A 17,206-nucleotide genomic window follows, 5' to 3' on the forward strand; every position below is an offset into this window, starting at 1 on the left:
CCCAGACCCCCGGCTCTGTCTCAGGGGCGCACAGTGCCGTGGGGGCGCGGACGGAGCCAGACCAGGCGCACCGGCACCGGGGCCGGCTGCGGCGGTACGGTGCGCAGCCGCGCGGCGGTGAGCCGACGGCCCGCCAGCCACTGCCGCACATGCGCCGGGACCTCCTGGCGCCGGGCCATCCGCGTCCGCGCCAGCAGCAGCGCCACCGACACCGTCATCGCCGCCAGCCAGCCCGCCTGCAGGGCCGCCAGGTCCTCGGCGTCCATGGCCTCCTCCACGCCCGCGCGCAGGGCCGCGTTCGGGGTGATCGGCATCCCGCTCGGCGCGATCTGCGGGGACGCGACCGGCGGCAGCGCGACCTGCGGGGCGGGGATACCGGCCACCGCGTTGAACGCGGAGTTGGTCAGCGGCGGCACGTCCGGCGGCAGGTTCGACAGCGAGATCCCCGGCGGCAGCGCCCCCGACGCGCTGGTGATGATCAGCGTGTAGCCGCGCGACACGGTGCCGGCCTTGGCCGCCGACACCGACGCCTTGAGTTTGATCGTGCCCGGCCGGGCGTTCGCCGGGGCGGTGATCGCGGCCGCGGCGGTGCGCCCCCCGCCGCCGACGCTGCCCATGCCCTGCGCGCTTGGGCGCACCGACGCGCCGGTCGCCGAGAGCCGCAGCACGGTGCCGTGCGCGGTGGCCTTCGCGGACGCCACCCGGACCGTCGCGGTGATCGTCCCGCCCGGCTTCACCGTGGACGCCGAGGCCGACAGGCTCAGCGAGAGCACCGGCTTGGACGGAGCCGGATTACCTGGGTTACCTGGATTACCGGGGCCGGGCGGGTCCGTCGGCGGGTCGGTGGGTGGGTCGGACGGGTCCGGCGGGTCGGACGGATCCGGCGGGTCTGACGGATCGGGCGGGTCTGACGGATCGGGCGGGTCTGACGGATCGGGCGGGTCTGACGGATCGGGCGGGTCTGACGGGTCGGGTGGATCGGTCGGGGGATCCGTCGGCGGGTCGGTCGGCGGGTCCGCGGGCGGATCGGTGGCCGCTCCGGTGGGGGACTCGCCGCTCGGGCTGGGCTCCGGTTCGGCCAGAACCGGCGGCGCGGCCGCCACCGCGAAGACCGCCACCGCGCCGAGCCCGGCCAGCAGGGAACCGCCCGCCGATCTTGAGCGCACCTGCACGCACCTCCACCGCGACGCCGACAAGAATGCTCCGAATAGGCATGGGAGCATGGAACGAATGGTCGAATCAACCCGGGCGGAACAGACTTATTGTCGAATGCGTAATCGCTCGTCGCGATTATCACCGGGTTCGCATTCCGGGTTCCATCACCTCGCGGCCGTCCAGGGAGGCCCGGCCCTCTCGGCCGAGATCGAGCGCGGTCATCGAGCCGCGCACGGGCGGCGCGGCGAGCGGCCCCGTGTCCGCCGGCCCCGTGTCGGACGGCCCTGTGTCTGTCCGCCCGGTGTCGGCCGGCCCGGTGTCCGCCGGCTCCAGTACCTCCGGGGCCCGCGGTCCGGGTCCGTCGTCGTCGGCGTGGCGGCGCAGCCACATCGCGCGCAGCACCACCTCGATCGAGAACCGCGAGTCCGGCCGGGCGAGCTCCTCGCCCAGCGTGCCCTCCAGCTTGCGCATCCGGTACCGCACGGTCTGCGGGTGGACGTGCAGCTCCTCGGCGATCTCGGCGGCGGTGCCGCGGGTGGTGAGCCAGGTGCGCAGCGTCTCCAGCAGCCGGTGCCGCTGCCCGGGGTTGAGCGCGGCCATCCCGGCCAGGTTGCGCCGGGCGATCTGGTCGATCAGCGCGGGATCGCTCAGCAGCCACAGCTCCATCAGATGGTCCTCGCAGCGGGTCACCGGGCCGTCGTCCAGGATCCCCGAGTCGACCAGCGCCAGCGCCTGGCGGGCCCAGCGCAGCGAGTCGGCGCAGCCGGCCGCCGGGACGCTCACCCCGGAGACGGCGCGGCCCTCCGGCAGCGCCTCGGCCAGCATCCGCTGCCGGTCGGCGGTCATCCGGCCGGGCACCAGCAGATGCGGCTCGGGGCCGGTGAAGTCGGCCAGCACGTCGCGGTCCAGCGCGGTGCGCAGGACGCGCGCGCCGGGCGGTACCGCGACCAGGGTCATCTCCTCCGGCACGTCCCACTCGGCGGGCTCGGCCAGCTCCTCGACCGCGCGCCGGGACGCCGCGGGACGGCGCAGCAGCAGCCGCAGCAGCCGCCGCCGGTGCTCCTCCAGCTCCTCGGCGGGCAGCGCGTCCAGGTAGCCCTTCAGCGCGAGCGAGGCCAGCTCGTCGATGTAGGCGAACAGCGCGTCGGCCAGTTGCGCCATCACCGCCGAGGACAGGTTGCGCTGCGGCCCGATCCGCATGACGCGGCGCCAGGCGGCCTGCGCGCCGATCCGGAACGCGGCCTGGAGGTTGTCCAGGGTGCGGCCCTCCTGCGCCTCGAAGCGCCCGAGCCGGCGGTAGGTGTCCTCATGCCGGTCGCGCGGCGCGGACGGGTCGGCGATCTGCTCGACGAAGTGGGCCAGGGCGCGCTCGACACCGATCTGCAGCGCCTGCACGTAGGGGCCCCGGATGGGCCGCCCGTACTCCGGGATCGCCCGCCGGATCTCCTCGATGATCTCCGTGGCCAGGCTGGGCAGCTCGGGCCGCATCATGGCGGCCAGCTGCCGCGGCAGGGGGGCCGACAGTTTCGTCGGCCCGCCCGGTTCGAGCGTACGCGTCATCGGTGCACCTCTCCGAGAACACCGAGGTCATGGAAGCGTTCCCACGCCGGCGGGGCCGCCGGCGAACCGTCGACCTCGGTGTACGGCCTTCCCGGGAGCAGCGCGCCGAGCGGGGACCCCTGCGCGCCCCCCGGCAGGAATGTTGTGAGCTGAAGCACACCGAACGTAGATCAGGGAGGTCCGTTTTTATATAAAGAATGCATAAAACCGCCCTCCGTCATCATCTTGACACAAATGGTGAGGCGTCCGGCGATCAGCGCAGGGACGGGCTGCGCTCCCTCATTCGGCCCGCCCGCAACACCGCTTCCAGGGCGAACCTGGAATCGGGGTCGGTCAGTTGTTCCCCGAACGCCTCGTTGATCTGCCGCAGCCGGTAGCGCACCGTTTGCGGATGCACACGGAGCCGCTTGGCCGTCTCCACCGCGTTCCCCTGCGTCTCCAGCCACGCGCCGAGCGTCTCGGTGAGCCGCAGCCGCTGCGTGCCGGCCATCCGGGCCAGCACCGCCAGCCGCCGCCGCGCCACCTGGTCCAGCAGCGCGCCGTCGGCCAGCAGCCACAGCTCGAGCAGGTGGTCCTCGGCGGAGGTCAGCCCGGCGTCCTCGACGATCCCGGCGTCCACCAGCGCCAGTGTCCGGCGCGCCCAGCGCAGCGAGTCGGCCGCCTCGCCCGGCGGGACGGCCAGCCCGGTCGCGGCGCGCCGCTCCGGCAGCGCCGCCAGCAGCCGCTCGCGCCGCGCGGCGGTCAGCGGACCCGGCACCAGCAGATGCGGCTCGGCGGTGCCGAGATCGGCCAGCACGTCGTCGTCCAGGGCGGCGCGCACGCAGCGCGCGCGGACCGGCAGCGCCACCGGAGTCACCTCAGCGGGCACGCTCCACGCCGCCGCCTCGGCGGCCCGCTCCAGCGCGCTCCGGGACGCCCGCGGGCGCTCGAGAAGCAGCCGCAGCAGCCGCCTCCGCAGCTCGGTCCGCTCGTCGTCGGTGCGCGAGCGGGCCTCCTCGAAGCCCTCCACCGACAGCGAGGCCAGCTCGTCGATGTAGGCGAACAGCGCGTCGGCCAGCTGCGACATCACCGTCGAGGACAGCCCGTGCCGACGGCCGACCTCGGCGACCCGCCGCCAGGCCACCTGGACCCCGGTGCGGTAGGCGGCCTGCAGCGCGTCCAGGCTCCGCCCCCGGTACGCCTCGCCGCGGCCCAGCGCCCGGCACAGCTCGTCGCGCCGGTCCCGCGACTCGTCCGATCCGGAGATCTGGTCGACGAAGGTGCGCAGCGCCTGGTCCACGATCGACCGCAGTTCCGCCCGGGCGCCCGAGTGCCGCCGCTCGGCGTACTCCGGAATCGTCCCGCGGATCTCGGTCATGATGTCCTCGGCGAGGGACTCCAATTCCGGCCGCAGAACGGCGGCCACCCGCGGCGGAAGCCGTCCCGGACGCCGATCCCGCCCGGCGGAATCGAGGGTGCGCGCCATCGTCGATGCTCCTTCCCGCCCCCGCGGGCCGCGCGTCGCCACGGGTGGCGGCGGGGAGCCTCCCGGCTGCGGTAGGGCCATTACGGTCAGCGATATCGCGTGCATTCCACCCGGTCTGCGAGAGCATTCACCGGTCCCCCGGGTGATCTACGACGCGTCAAACGTAACCCAATCGGGCGGACCGTGCACCGATCCATGGAAGTTTCCGGCGGGAACGCGAATGATCCCACCGGGCGGTCATTGACCAGCCGTGATGATCTGTACGCGGTGTGTGGGGAGACGATCCGGCCGCTCACTTCAGGACAGAACGGCCGGTGTTTTCATCATCGGGTGACAAGAAAACGAGCGAGCTGAAGATTTTCCGGAATGAGCCCTTGTCGGACGCGAAGTCGGCACTTAGCTTACTCATCGGTAGGAGACGCCGAAGTGGAACGGGGCAGGTTAGCAGAATCCACCGTCCCGGTCTCCGGATTCGGCGAAAATCTCCCGGTCGATCCTGCCCGACCGCAGTTTCGTCGCAGTTCCACCTCAAGGAGCCGCCCAGAGAAGGACCCTGGCCACCCCGTCCCCGGATCCCACCCCAACGAGTACCGGCACTCACCGGGACCCCCCTCTCGAAAGGGCACATCCAATGCGCAAGACCCTTCGCAAGGCCCTCGTCGCCTCCGCCGTCGTCGCCGCCGGCATCGGCGTCTCCGCGTCCCCGGCGTCCGCCGCCGACGCCAGCTGGGCCGTCGTCAACGGCGGTGACATCGCCGCCGAATCGACCAACACCAGCCTGCGCGTGGTGCGCAACAACGCCACTCTGACCTGCGCTTCCGTCGCCGCTGCGGCGAGCATTCCCACCACCTCCGGGCACGCCGGCCCGGGCATCGGCTCGATCAGCGAAACCGCGTGGGAAACCTGCAGGGGGCCGCTCAACCTCACCTTCGGCGTGGCCCAGTCCGGCTCCTGGGCGATCAACGCCGTCGGTCCCCGCAACGCCACCTCCAACTTCGCCACCATCAGCGGGATCAACGCCACCATCAACGGCGCCGGCTGCACGGCCACGTTCACCGGGAGCGTGCGGGGCTACTACGACAACAGCAACGGCAACCTCGTTCTCGACCCGGCTGTGTCCGTCGCCTCCGAACTCAAGGCCACCAGCGTGAGCGGATGCCTCGGCATCATCCAGGCCAACGACACGGCCCTGTTCTCCGGCACCTTCGCCACCGACCCGAACAACGTCGACGTGGTCTACAGCCCGTAAGGACGCGAGTCCGAACCCTCGGTGCCGCGCGGCCGGCCTGTGCCCGCCGCGCGGCACCTTGCGGTTCCGCGACAAAATTAGAAAGCAATTTATCATTCGTCGACAATGGGCGGCTCGCAAACCATTGTCAACGACCTGATCCCTTGTGGTGAAGCGGCCCTGGGACTAGGCTCTCTCTGCCATTTTATGGGGTTGATCGGATATGCGGATGGCGGCCACGGCCGACACGTTGGATTTCGGGCGTTGAAGCGTGCCGGGTGTTGAGTGGATGGACGAAGGGACGTTCGGAGTGGACGGGCGACCATGAGCGGTGGCAGGGGCTGGAACACGGTCCGCACCGCGCGGGCGGCGGCGATCGCGGCCTTGATCGTCGTGGCCGGGCTCATCCCGGGCGCCGGAGCCGCCCTGGGGGACGAGCAGAAGGCCGATGTCTCGCTCGGCTACACCTGCCGTCTGCCCTCCGGTCCCATCAGGGCGAACGTCAAGGTGTCCGCCGCCTTCCCCGCCACCGGGAAGCCCGGCTCCCCAGTGCGGCCGGACGGCGTCGAGGTCACCCTCACACTTCCCCGGACGGCCCTGGAGGGCCTGTCCGCATCGGGTGCGGCCACGGTCGGTGGCACGGTGACGCTCCAGACCCTCTGGACGCGCGGCGGCGTCCCGGCCGCGACCGAGTGGCCGGGGCTCACCGTCCCGCGGACGAGGGTCCCCGGCACCGGTCCCGTGGTGCTCCGCGCGTCCGGGCCGGTTCCCCAGGCGAACGTGACCGCGGCCGGGGACATCGTGGTGTCCGTCGGGGAGCTCGCGCTGGCCCTGGAGCCGCGCAAGGCAGACGGGAGCGCGACCGGGCCGCGGGCTCAGTCGGTGTCCTGCGTCCCCGACCTCGGCGAGGACACCACGCTGGTCACGATTCCGGTCGAGGGGCCGGGGAACGCCCCCGGCACCACCGCGCCCGGCGCCGGCGGCGGCGCCCCGTCGCCCCGGGCGTCCGGCAAGAAGGCCGACGACGACCTGTGCCCGCCGATGTCCGAGCCCAAGCTCAACATGAACCTCCCGCTGCCGCCCGTGCCGGACGACGTCCAGGAATTGCCCCAAGCCCTTGACCCGAGCTGCGCGCGCGTCAAGGGGCACTCCAACGTCAAGAAGCTCAAGGGGGCCGCGCCGCAGCGCGGCGAAGCCGCGGTCATCCTGGGAGTGCAGTCGTTCCTTCGCAACCCGAACCCACCGGAGGATCCCGACGGCTACCTCCAGTCCCGCAACGTGGCGATGACGTACCTGGACTCATCGCAGGCGACGTTCCTGACCTTCGGGTTCATGCCGACCACGGCGACCATGGAGGTCACCCAGATCGGGAACGCCAACGCCGTCGCGATCGGCCCCGTCTGGTCGAAGAGCGAGAAGGACACCGTCACCACGGTGACGGCGGACGTGTCGATCCGGCTGCACAACGTCAAGGTCAACGGGACGCCCATGGACGTGGGCCCCAACTGCCGCGCGAAGCCGATGCGGATCGTGCTGACCGGAAGCGCGAAGGCCGACCCTTCCTATCGGGTCGAGAACGGCGGGCAGCTCGCCGGCACGGCGACCATCCCCGAGTTCAGCGGATGCGGGGTCGGCGAGGATCTCGACAGGCTCTTCACGGCCTCCGTCTCGGGGCCGGGGAACTACATCAGGCTGATACAGGGACCGGTCTGCTACCTCACCGGCGCCAAGAACCCGAACATCTTCCCGTGCCCGCCCGAGGACTTCGGTTACACGATCACGCCCGGCGGGGACTTCCGGGCGACCTCGGGCCGGGTCGTCTTCAGGGCCGGCCCCGCCATCGGCGTTCCCACCCGGAGGATCGAGTGCCCGTCCTCGGAGATCCGCGGGAGGCTGAAGTCCGGATCCGGGATAGACCCCATCCGGCTCGGCACGATCACCAGCATGAAGTACAACGGCTGTGTGGGGGCGGGGAGCCTGGCGAGCCTCGGTTCCTTCACCATCGAACCGTCGCGGCTGCCCATGACCGTGTCGCATCATCCTACGCTGGGCCTGGACAGGACGACGGGGATGCTGGAGCTGCAGTTCCTGACGCCGCGCCTGAAAGTCTCGAGCGCCGGCTGTTCGTTCGATGTGGAATCCTCGAACTCTTCTGAGGTGGGCCTCGAGGCGGGATACCCGAACGGCAGTACCGGATGGACGGTGCGGACGACGACCATCGGCAGCCTGCTCGACGTCTCGGCCGGTTGCCCGTCGACTCTTACACCGGGCACGTCATTCGGTTTCTTCCGCAACGCCACGACATACGCGGATGCCGGGGTCTACACGATCGACATCCCGCAGACGTTCAAGTACGGGGGCATCAGCCCGTGATCGGGTAGCCGTCACCAGCCGACGCGGGCTCGGGCCGGTCGCCCCTCGGGCGGCCGGCCCGAAGCGTGCGGCCGGTCGGTTCCGGCACTTGCGCGCACATGACGAGGCCCGCCACCCCGGGGGTCGGGTGGCGGGCCTCAGCGCGGTGGTACGTCAGTCGCCGATAGCGGCGAGCTTCTTGGCGATCTCCGGGGGAACCGTCGCCGCCCCCAGCTTCAGCGAGATGGTGTTGTCGGGGCCGGGCACCGTGAGGTTGATCAGCGGTGCCGCCAGGAGGCAGTTCTGGAACTCGGGGATCGTGTAGGTGCCGGACATCGTGCCGCCGTTGAGCACGTCCCAGTCGGCGCCGGAGGTCAGGTTGATGTTCGCCGGCGACTTGGTCTTGCAGTTGTTGCCGACCGGGACCGGGATGCCCGCCACCTTGAGGTTGCTGAGCTTCAGGGTGACCTTCGAGGTGGAGGTGGTCGCACCGGTGGCGAGGTCGACCTTGCCGGTGGTCGGGGTCTCCTCGATCATCGTGGTCGTCACCGAGACCGGGATGATGCCGAACTGCTTGAACTCGCCGTGCGCGGGGGGCATCTCGAGGTCCGCGGTGAGGTCGCCGGTGCCCAGGTCCAGGGACGCCTTCAGGGCCCCGGGGCCGAGCTGCAGGGTCGAGCCGGTCGCCTTGATGGCCGTGGTGCCGTTCACCGGGTAGTCCACCCTGATGACGGGGTCGGCGCTGGCCGCGGACGGGACCGCGACGCCCAGGGCGGCCGCGGCCAGCCCCGCGGCCGCGAACGTCGCGATCCGCCGGGTCTTGGTGGGAAGGGAAGTCGGGCGCACCACTGTTGCCTCCTGAGGGGGCGGGACGGGATTCGACCGGTGAGCGGCGCGCACGTCGATACCGCAGCGCCTGGCGATGATCGCTCGTGACGGTCAGCGCCGCCGCCCGGGCGGGGTCGATTCACCCGGGCGAAAGGGAAGTGCGTGGTCCGGGCGCGGGCACACCTTTACGGCATATCCGCGGATCATCCAACGAACCGAAGATTACTTCCGCCCGGAATAGGAGACAAGGTTTCGGCGTGGCAATTTCCTGCCATCTGCATAAATGTTGCGGATTGTTGTCACCGCAATATAAGCGGATGCTTTTCTTTGTTTCCTGGTGACAGCGGTGCGCCCGCGGTGCCGGCCGTTCATGGCCTGCGGCCGCTTTTGGACGGCGCCGCGGGAATCACGGGCTGTGGATGCGGCCGTCCATTTCGGTGACCGCCGCCATTCGCCGATTCGGGTATGCCGGTTATTCCGGGCGGCGGCGCCGGTACTCGCCCGGCGTCGTGCCGAAGTGGCGGCGGAAGGCCAGGTGGAACCCGACGGCGGAGCGGTAGCCCACGCGTTCGGGCAGGGTGCCCAGCGGTGCGGCGGTCTCGACCAGGAGGCGGGCGGCCTCGCGCATGCGGCGGCCGGTCAGATGGCGGGCCGGGGGCTCGCCGACCAGGCGGGTGAACGCGGTCGCGAACGCCGAGCGCGACATGTTCGCCTCCCGTGCGAGCGATTCGAGCGTCCACGGCTCGGTGAACCTGGTCTGGATCGCCAGCAGGGAGCGGCCGATCGCCGGATGCCGCAACGCCTCCAGCGCGGGCGACGCGGCGCTGAGGCGGCTCAGCGCGACGCGCAGCGCCAGGACGAAGACCAGCTCGAACGAGCGCAGCGCCACCAGCCGGGCGCCGGGCGCGCCGTCCCGCGTCCCGTCCGCGAGCCGGTCGAGGGTCCCGGCCAGCAGCGGCTCGTTGGCCAGCATGTCGCGGTCGAGCACGAGGATCTCCGGCAGCGCCCGGTAGAGCGGCGACACGGCGGCCTCGTCGTAGTGCAGCCCGCCGCACAGCAGCTCGGTCGCCGGGCCGGGGCCGTCCACGCGCACCTCGCTGACCGTCCCGGCCGGGCGGCCGGGGAGCAGCAGGTCGAGCGGGCGGGTGGCACGGCCCGGACGGTCCGCCACTTCGTGCGCGGTGCCGTGCGGGAACACCGCCAGCTCGCCGGCGCGCAGGACGACCGGGGCGGACGGTCCGGGCATCGTGATCGCGCACTCGCCCGCGTGCACGTAGTGCAGGATCGCGTTCCGTTCCCGGTCGCCGCGCAGGCCCCAGGGCGCGCGGGCCGTCCAGCGGCTGGCGAACACGCCCTCCAGGCGCAGCGGCGCCAGCAACTCGCCGAGCAGATCGGCGCCCGGCACCGACCTCTCGCGCACCGTCACGCCCATGGACGATCCTTAAACGAAGCCGGACTCATGCTTATAGAACGTACAAGGCGGGCCCGGCAGCCTGGAGGCATGAGCGACACATACCTGGTGATCGGCGCCGGCGGCGCGCAGGGCGGAGCGGTCGCGCGGCGGCTCCTGCGGGACGGGCACCGCGTCCGGGGCTTCGGCCGGACCGCGGCCGGGCCGTCCGGCATCGAATGGGCACAGGGGGATCTCACCGATCGCGAAGCCGTGCGGGCGGCGTTCGACGGGGTGCGGCGGGCGTCGGTGACGCTCCCCATGGAGTTCGACCCGGCGGTGGTGGCCCGCTTCGTGGACAACATCGTCGCGGCGTCCGGCGGTCTGGAACGTCTGGTGTTCAACACCGGTAACCGCGTCCCGGCGAGTGCGACCGGCATCGCGGCCTTCGAGTCGAAGCGGGACGCGGCCGCGGCGATGCTGTCGTGCGGCGTCCCGGCCGTGGTGCTGCGTCCCCCCGTCTACCTGGACAATCTCGCCGCCCCGTGGGCACGGGAGGCCCTCGCCGGCGGCGTCCTGCCCTACCCGCTTCCGGAGGACCGCCGGGTCGCCTGGCTGCCCCATGACGATCTCGGTGCGCTCACGGCCGCCGCGCTCGACCGTGCCGACCTGGCCGGAACGGCGATCGACATGGGCGGGAAGGAGGAGGTGACCGGCCCGGAACTGGCGTCCGCGTTCGCCGGCGTGCTCGGCCGCGAGATCCGGTACGTGCCGGTGGACCCCGCCGCGTTCGAGGAACGTCTGGCGCCCGTGCTCGGCGCGGAGGTCGCGGCCGGGGTGGCGAGCACGTACCGATGGCTCGCCACCCCGGAGGGCGCCGGTCTCTACGAGGGGGACGCGGGCAAGGTCGAAGCGCTCCTCGGAGTCGGACTGACCCCGCTGCGCACCTGGATCGAGCGGCACGCCGGAGGTGCCGCGTGAGCGCCGTAGACGAGATCGTCCAGCATCACCGCTTCATCGAGAGCTGGCTGCGCGGCGAGGAGAACCCTTCCGATGTCTCGGCTTTTCTCGACAGGCATACGCCCGATTTCACCTGGTACGACCCGGACGGCTCGTCGGCGGACCGGACCGCACTGGCGGACGTCATGACGAAGGCGCACGGCTCCGCCCCCGGCCTCGTCCTGGAGATCCGCGCGCCGCGCGTCCTCCTGGACCGCGACGGCCTGGTGGTGGCGACCTACGAGGAGCACCAGCGCACGCCCGGGTCGTCCACCGCCCGCCGCGCTGTGGCGATCTTCGTCCCGGAGGCGGGGGCCCGGAACGGGCTGCGCTGGCGCCATCTGCACGAGACGTGGATCCACGACGCCGCCCCCGCTTGATCGGCTCCTGGACGGAGATTTACGGAGGCCGGTGAGTCCGCGCGCTTCACGGGGTCACAACCGGGGACAGGGCCACCAGGAGGCACCCATGGGATCGACCCCCGCCATCGGCGGCATCCGGCTCGGCAGCAGGGAGCCGGAACGGCTGCGGGCCTGGTACGAGCGGGCGTTCGGCGTCCGCGCGGACGCCCGCGGGATCCTGTGGCTGGGCGGGATCGCGCTGCAGATCGAGGGCATCGACGACGTGGCGGCGCTCGCCGCCGAACCCGGGCGGGCGATCATCGAGCTGCACGTCGACGACGCGCGGGCGGTCGCGCGGCACCTGGACTCCCTCGCCGTGGCCTGGGTCTCCCGGCCCGAGCACCGGGCACGGGAGGGCGCGTGGTCCGGCGTCGCGCAGGACCCGGACGGGAACCACCTGCAGATCGTCGAGGCGGCCCCCGCGGTAGCCGAGGGGTCGCTCGCCGGCGCGGCCGTGTCGACGCGGCTGCCCGCCCAGGACCTCGACCGCGCCCGCCGCTGGTACGCCGACAAGCTCGGCCTCGAACCCGCCGAGACCCGTCCCGGCGGGCTGCGCTACCAGTGCCGGAGCGGGAGCTTCGCGGTCTTCCAGTCCGCGGGCCGGCCCACCGGCGACCACACCCAGATGGCCTGGCAGGTCGACGACATCGGCGCGGTGGTCGCCGAGCTGCGCCGCCGGGGCGTCGAGTTCGAGTACGTCGACGTCCCCGGCCTGCGCACCGTGGACGGGATCGCCGAGGTCGACGGCAACTACCCGTCGGCGGGCGGCGGCGGTGAACGCGCCGCCTGGTTCCGCGACAGCGAGGGCAACATGCACGGCATAGGCCAGACCATCCCGCCGGAACAAACCGGTTAGCCCCGCGCGCGTCCCAGCACGGTTCTACCGCTCGCTACAGTTAGTCGCACGATGGAAGCTCTATGTGGTCGCGAAGTGGTCGGTGCTACTTTGTTGATACGGGGCCTACCACCGCTGATGATCACGAGGAGACCTGCGATGGCGATGCCGGCGGAACCGCCATTCGTCCGTGATGACCTCCGCGAGGCGTTCGCCACGCTCGAGGTGATGCCCGGTTTCCGTGCGGAACTGGTAGACGGGGAGATTATTGTGTCGCCGACCCCTGATGGGCAGCACGAGACCGTCGTCGTGGCGGTGGACGACTGGGTGCGTGCGGCTCATGATCTGCGGCTGCACCGCAACCTGACGCTGATCAGCCCCGAGGGCGAGTACGTGCCCGACGGGATCGCCGCGCCCAAGGGCGCGTTCGCCGGACGAGAGTGGCACAGCAAGCCGGACGGCGTGGTGATGGTGCTTGAGGTGACCTCCAAAGACGGCTGGAACCGCAAGGGTGCCGAACGCGATCGCGGGCCCAAGCGGCGCGGGTATGCGGCCGCCGAGATCCCGCTCTACCTGCTGGTCGACCGGCTGGACGGCAAGGTCACGATCTTCTCCGAGCCGCGCGGCGACGACTACACCCACAGTGCCTCGGTCGTCCTGGGGGAGGACCTGGCCATTCCGGCGCCGCTGGAAGGTGTGCTGCCGACGCACGAGTTCTGATGGGCTCAGCAAGGGCGTAGTTGCACTAGGTGGGTGTGGATCCCGGAGACTCTCACTTGTTGCAGGTGGACGGGGGTCAGGTCGTGCTTGAAGGCGGCGGTCAGTGCACTGGGGTCGGAGATGAGGACGACGGCGATTCCCTTGGGGGCCAGTACGCGGCGCAGTTCCGACCACAGGCGCGAGGGATGGCGGGCCAGCAGGCCGGACGGGTTGACCTGTGTTCCCCAGGGCGGGTTGGAGATGACGCGGTCGATGCTCGCGTCCTTGAGAGGCAGGGAGCCTGCGTCGCCTCGTCGGATGTCGATGGCGCCGATGTCCTTGGCGTTGGTGCGGGCGGCCTGGAGCGAGGCGTGGGCGGTGTCGAAACCGCGGTAGCGGGCTCCGGGCCGTAGGTGGGCGGCTTCTATGAGGAGCGTGCCCGCGCCGCAGCAAGGATCCAGGACGGTCTGGCCCGGATCGATGTCGGCCAGTTGGGCCATGGCCGCGGCCACGGGTGGATGCAGTGTGCCGGGGATCGTCTGGCGCTTGTAGGGGCGGCGGTGCAAGGGCTGGTCTGCGATCCGCAGCATGAGCGTGGCGTGTGTGCCGTCCAGGGTAAGCCGCCACCCGTTGTGGGACGGCGGGGGTGCGGTGCCGTCCCGCCGCGAGTGGTACTGGACGTCGAAGCGGTCCGCTAGGGCGCGGCCTACAGCGTCTTCCGCGTCGTGACGGTTGTAGTTGCGCCGCCCTAGGAACGAGGCGGACACCTCTACACCGGTGATGGGTGACGCGTGCCGTACGTCGGCTTGGTCGGCCAGTTCGGCGAGCGTGCTGAGCCCGGCTTTGGCCGGACCTGGGTCGGGCATGCGGGCGGCCAGCAGGAACACGTCGTCGGCGGTGCGCAGCCGGGTCGCGTCGGCAACGGGGCGATGCGTGCCGAAGTGGACTTCGCGATGCCCGAGACGGGTGATCGTGCCGAGGCCGTACTGGAGGATCTCGGCGGACAGGGCGGGCTCGAGCCCGCGGACGCACCGCGCCACCAGGGGCGCGGCGGTGGAGGTGAGCGCACGGGTGCGCATGATGATCGTTCTTCTCCCGCGTCAGGACCCGGGACGGCGCCGGCGCCGCCCCGCATCGCCGGCGACGGGGGCTCCTCGCCTCGCCGGCGGATCCTCACCGCAGGAAGAAGAAGTTCATGGACGCGATGCTAGCACCATGATCTAAAGCCCGGAGGCGCGCCGTCCGTCCGGGACGTTCTCCGGCGGTTTAATCGAGAAAACTCACTTCGTCGCCGCGGCGTTTGGATAAAAGCGTGTCGGCCGGTTGCTCCGACGCTGCCGAGGTGTGCCGGTCTCTTTCTTTCGCGGTCCGGGCGTCCCGGCCGGACCTGGCTCGATGGCGGGTGTGCGCACTCGGAGATAAACCCTCTGGTAGGCATTGTCATGCGGTGACAACGCCGTCGGGGGTGCCATTCGATCCGGTGCGTTTGCTTGCGCGCGCCGCCGTCCCGCAAGTAGCGTACCCGCCAGTAGGGATGGCCCTGTCGACGATTCATCGGCAATCGTCATTTCACCCGGTGGGCGATCGCCGATTTTCCGGGCCGGATTTGGGAGTTCTCCGATGTTCAAGTCTGCGGAATGGGACTAGAAGTCGTCGTCGAAGGGCTGACCAAGTCCTTCGGCCGGCAGACCATCTGGCGGGACGTGTCGCTGACGCTGCCCGCCGGCGAGGTGAGCGTGATGCTGGGCCCCTCGGGCACCGGCAAGACGGTCTTCCTCAAGTCGCTGATCGGGCTGCTCAAGCCCGAACGCGGCCGGGTGCTGATCGACGGCGTCGACATGGTGAACGACCCCGACCGCAAGGTCTACGAGACGCGCAAGCGGTTCGGCCTGATGTTCCAGGACGGCGCGCTGTTCGGCTCGATGAACCTGTTCGACAACATCGCCTTCCCGCTGCGCGAGCACACCCGCAAGAAGGAGTCGGAGATCCGGCGGATCGTCCTGGAGCGGATGGAAATGGTGGGGCTGGCCGGCCAGGAGCGCAAGCTGCCCGGGCAGATCTCCGGCGGCATGCGCAAGCGCGCCGGGCTGGCCCGGGCGCTGGTGCTGGACCCGCAGATCATCCTGTGCGACGAGCCCGACTCCGGCCTGGACCCGGTCCGCACCGCGTACCTGTCCCAGCTGCTCATCGACCTGAACGCGCGGATCGACGCGACGATGCTGATCGTCACCCACAACATCGAGATCGCCTGCACCGTTCCGGACAACATCGGCATGCTGTTCCGCCGCGACCTGGTCACCTTCGGCCCCCGCGAGGTGCTGCTGACCAGCGACGAGCCGGTGGTGGCGCAGTTCCTGCGGGGCAACCGGCACGGGCCGATCGGGATGAGCGAGGAGAAGGACGCCACGGCGCTGGCCGCCGAGGCGCGGCTGTCGCTGCCGGCGGCCCGGGTGCCGGAGATCGTCCCGCAGCTGGAGCCGAGCCCCGGGATGCCCGACCGCGGGGCGGTCAACCGGCGTCGCGAGCGCGTGCTGTCCATGCTGGCGCAGCTTCCCCCCGCAGCCCAGGAGGCGATTTTGAACAGCCTGCTGCCGCCCGCAAGGGACGGCCGCCGATGACCGTTCCGCAGCGTCGCCCACCCCGGGGGTGGTGGTGATGGTCTCGCAGTCCGGCGTGCCCGGGACGGGGGCCCTGCGCGAGACGGGCCGGCTGTTCGCGCTCGGCGCGACCGTGCTCACGCACATCTTCCGCAGGCCGTTCCAGGCGCGCGAGCTGCTGGAGCAGTTCTGGTTCATCGCCTCGGTGACGATCCTGCCGACCGCGCTGGTGTCCATCCCGTTCGGCGCGGTGATCGCGTTGCAGGTCGGGTCGCTGGCGCAGCAGCTGGGCGCGCAGTCGTTCACCGGCGGCGCCAGCGTGCTGGCGGTGATCCAGCAGGCCAGCCCGATCATCGTGGCGCTGCTGATCTCCGGCGCGGGCGGCTCGGCGATCTGCGCCGACATCGGGTCGCGGACGATCCGCGAGGAGATGGACGCGATGGAGGTCATGGGCGTCTCGCCGATCCAGCGGCTGATCGTGCCGCGGGTGCTGGCGACGATGCTGGTGGCGGTGCTGCTGAACGGCCTGGTCTCGGTGGTCGGCGTGCTCGGCGGCTACTTCTTCAACGTGATCCTGCAGGGCGGCACGCCGGGCGCGTACCTGGCCTCGTTCTCCGCGCTGGCGCAGCTGCCCGACCTCTACATCAGCGAGTTCAAGGCGCTGCTGTTCGGGTTCATCGCGGGCGTGGTGGCGGCGTACCGGGGGCTCAACCCCAGCGGCGGGCCCAAGGGCGTCGGGGACGCGGTCAACCAGTCCGTGGTGATCACCTTCCTGCTGCTGTTCTTCGTCAACCTGGTGCTGACCGCGATCTACCTGCAGGTCGTCCCGCCGAAGGGGGCCTAGCCGATGGTCTCCTCCAGTTCCAGGCTGCGCCGTCCCGGTTCGTGGTTCGCCTGGCTCGACCAGCCCGGCGACCAGCTCGGCTTCTACGTGCGGGCGCTGCTGTGGACGCCGCGGGCGCTGCGCCGCTACCTCAAGGAGGTGCAGCGGCTGCTGGGCGAGGTGGCGTTCGGGTCCGGCGCGCTGGCGGTGATCGGCGGCACGGTCGGCGTCATGTTCGCGATGACGCTGTTCACCGGCGTGGTCGTCGGCCTCCAGGGGTACGCGGCGCTCAACCAGATCGGCACCTCGGCGTTCACCGGGTTCGTGTCGGCCTACTTCAACACCCGCGAGATCGCGCCGCTGGTGGCGGGGCTGGCGCTGTCGGCGACGGTCGGCGCGGGCTTCACCGCCCAGCTCGGCGCGATGCGGATCAACGAGGAGGTCGACGCGCTGGAGGGCATGGGCATCCCGTCGCTGCCCTACCTGGTCACCACCCGGATCATCGCCGGCACGGTGGCGATCGTCCCGCTGTACGGGATCGGGCTGCTCAGCTCCTATCTGGCGTCCCGGCAGGTCACCATCTGGGTGAACGGGCAGTCGGCCGGCACCTACGACCACTACTTCGACGTGTTCCTGTCGCCGACCGACGTGGTGCTGTCGTTCCTCAAGGTGCTGATCTTCAGCGTGATGGTGATCCTGGCGCACTGCTACTACGGCTACCGGGCGACCGGCGGCCCGGCGGGCGTGGGCGTCGCGGTGGGCCGGGCGGTGCGCACCGCGATCGTGCTGATCAGCGTCACCGACTTCTTCCTCAGCCTGGCGATCTGGGGCGCCACCACGACGGTGAAGGTCGCCGGATGAGCGCGGGGGAGGT

General features: G+C 71.2%; 15 protein-coding genes. 9 read left to right on the plus strand and 6 right to left on the minus strand.

Annotated features, from left to right (window positions below):
- Positions 1-20 precede the first annotated feature (20 nt).
- The 3 genes from ABD340_RS11840 to ABD340_RS11850 form a co-directional block, all read right to left on the minus strand.
- Complete coding sequence (locus tag ABD340_RS11840; RefSeq protein ID WP_344588833.1) at positions 21-1,166, minus strand: hypothetical protein; 1,146 nt, start codon at positions 1,164-1,166, stop codon at positions 21-23.
- Positions 1,167-1,293: 127 nt separating this feature from the next.
- The gene (locus tag ABD340_RS11845; protein WP_344588834.1) at positions 1,294-2,715 is read right to left on the minus strand and encodes a PucR-like N-terminal domain-containing protein; all 1,422 of its coding nucleotides are present in this window, start codon (positions 2,713-2,715) and stop codon (positions 1,294-1,296) included.
- Between the two features lie 253 nt (positions 2,716-2,968).
- Positions 2,969-4,180, minus strand: coding sequence for a PucR-like N-terminal domain-containing protein (locus ABD340_RS11850; RefSeq protein WP_344588835.1), 1,212 nt, complete (start codon positions 4,178-4,180; stop codon positions 2,969-2,971).
- 631 nt (positions 4,181-4,811) lie between these two features.
- Here ABD340_RS11850 and ABD340_RS11855 point away from each other — a divergent pair.
- Positions 4,812-5,429: a hypothetical protein gene (locus ABD340_RS11855; RefSeq protein WP_344588836.1), complete on the plus strand. Its 618-nt coding sequence runs from the start codon at positions 4,812-4,814 to the stop codon at positions 5,427-5,429.
- 303 nt (positions 5,430-5,732) lie between these two features.
- Complete coding sequence (locus tag ABD340_RS11860) at positions 5,733-7,781, plus strand: DUF6801 domain-containing protein (protein WP_344588837.1); 2,049 nt, start codon at positions 5,733-5,735, stop codon at positions 7,779-7,781.
- 153 nt (positions 7,782-7,934) lie between these two features.
- Here the strand turns inward: ABD340_RS11860 and ABD340_RS11865 are convergent, their stop codons facing one another.
- Both ABD340_RS11865 and ABD340_RS11870 read right to left on the minus strand, forming a co-directional pair.
- Positions 7,935-8,606, minus strand: a complete 672-nt coding sequence (locus ABD340_RS11865; protein WP_344588839.1) for a hypothetical protein — start codon at positions 8,604-8,606, stop codon at positions 7,935-7,937.
- 454 nt (positions 8,607-9,060) lie between these two features.
- Positions 9,061-10,020 (minus strand): AraC family transcriptional regulator, encoded by a 960-nt coding sequence (locus ABD340_RS11870; RefSeq protein ID WP_344588840.1) that lies wholly within the window; start codon positions 10,018-10,020, stop codon positions 9,061-9,063.
- Positions 10,021-10,089: 69 nt separating this feature from the next.
- On the opposite strand from ABD340_RS11870, the gene ABD340_RS11875 reads away from it, so the two are divergent.
- From ABD340_RS11875 to ABD340_RS11890, 4 genes are all read left to right on the plus strand, one after another.
- A complete protein-coding gene (locus ABD340_RS11875) occupies positions 10,090-10,959 on the plus strand; it encodes an SDR family oxidoreductase (RefSeq protein WP_344588842.1) in 870 nt (289 codons plus the stop codon).
- Positions 10,956-11,357, plus strand: coding sequence for a DUF4440 domain-containing protein (locus ABD340_RS11880; RefSeq protein WP_344588843.1), 402 nt, complete (start codon positions 10,956-10,958; stop codon positions 11,355-11,357). Before ABD340_RS11875 ends, ABD340_RS11880 begins: the two co-directional genes overlap by 4 nt.
- An 88-nt stretch (positions 11,358-11,445) precedes the next feature.
- Complete coding sequence (locus tag ABD340_RS11885; protein ID WP_344588844.1) at positions 11,446-12,234, plus strand: VOC family protein; 789 nt, start codon at positions 11,446-11,448, stop codon at positions 12,232-12,234.
- A 138-nt stretch (positions 12,235-12,372) separates the two neighbouring features.
- Positions 12,373-12,933 (plus strand): Uma2 family endonuclease, encoded by a 561-nt coding sequence (locus ABD340_RS11890; RefSeq protein WP_344588845.1) that lies wholly within the window; start codon positions 12,373-12,375, stop codon positions 12,931-12,933.
- A 5-nt stretch (positions 12,934-12,938) separates the two neighbouring features.
- On the opposite strand, the gene ABD340_RS11895 is transcribed toward ABD340_RS11890, so the two are convergent.
- Positions 12,939-13,991 carry a methyltransferase domain-containing protein gene (locus tag ABD340_RS11895; RefSeq protein WP_344588846.1) on the minus strand — a complete coding sequence of 351 codons (1,053 nt, stop codon included), beginning with the start codon at positions 13,989-13,991 and terminating at the stop codon, positions 12,939-12,941.
- Between the two features lie 558 nt (positions 13,992-14,549).
- Between ABD340_RS11895 and ABD340_RS11900 the strand changes: the two genes are divergently transcribed.
- The 3 genes from ABD340_RS11900 to ABD340_RS11910 are packed head-to-tail and all read left to right on the plus strand — an operon-like array spanning position 14,550 to position 17,193.
- The gene (locus ABD340_RS11900) at positions 14,550-15,530 is read left to right on the plus strand and encodes an ABC transporter ATP-binding protein (protein WP_344588847.1); all 981 of its coding nucleotides are present in this window, start codon (positions 14,550-14,552) and stop codon (positions 15,528-15,530) included.
- Positions 15,531-15,567: 37 nt separating this feature from the next.
- Positions 15,568-16,353, plus strand: coding sequence for an MlaE family ABC transporter permease (locus ABD340_RS11905; RefSeq protein ID WP_344588848.1), 786 nt, complete (start codon positions 15,568-15,570; stop codon positions 16,351-16,353).
- A gap of 3 nt (positions 16,354-16,356) precedes the next feature.
- Positions 16,357-17,193: an MlaE family ABC transporter permease gene (locus ABD340_RS11910; protein ID WP_344588849.1), complete on the plus strand. Its 837-nt coding sequence runs from the start codon at positions 16,357-16,359 to the stop codon at positions 17,191-17,193.
- Positions 17,194-17,206: the final 13 nt, after the last annotated feature.

It is taken from the genome of Actinomadura vinacea (assembly GCF_039532545.1).
Taxonomy (GTDB): Bacteria; Actinomycetota; Actinomycetes; order Streptosporangiales; family Streptosporangiaceae; genus Spirillospora; species Spirillospora vinacea.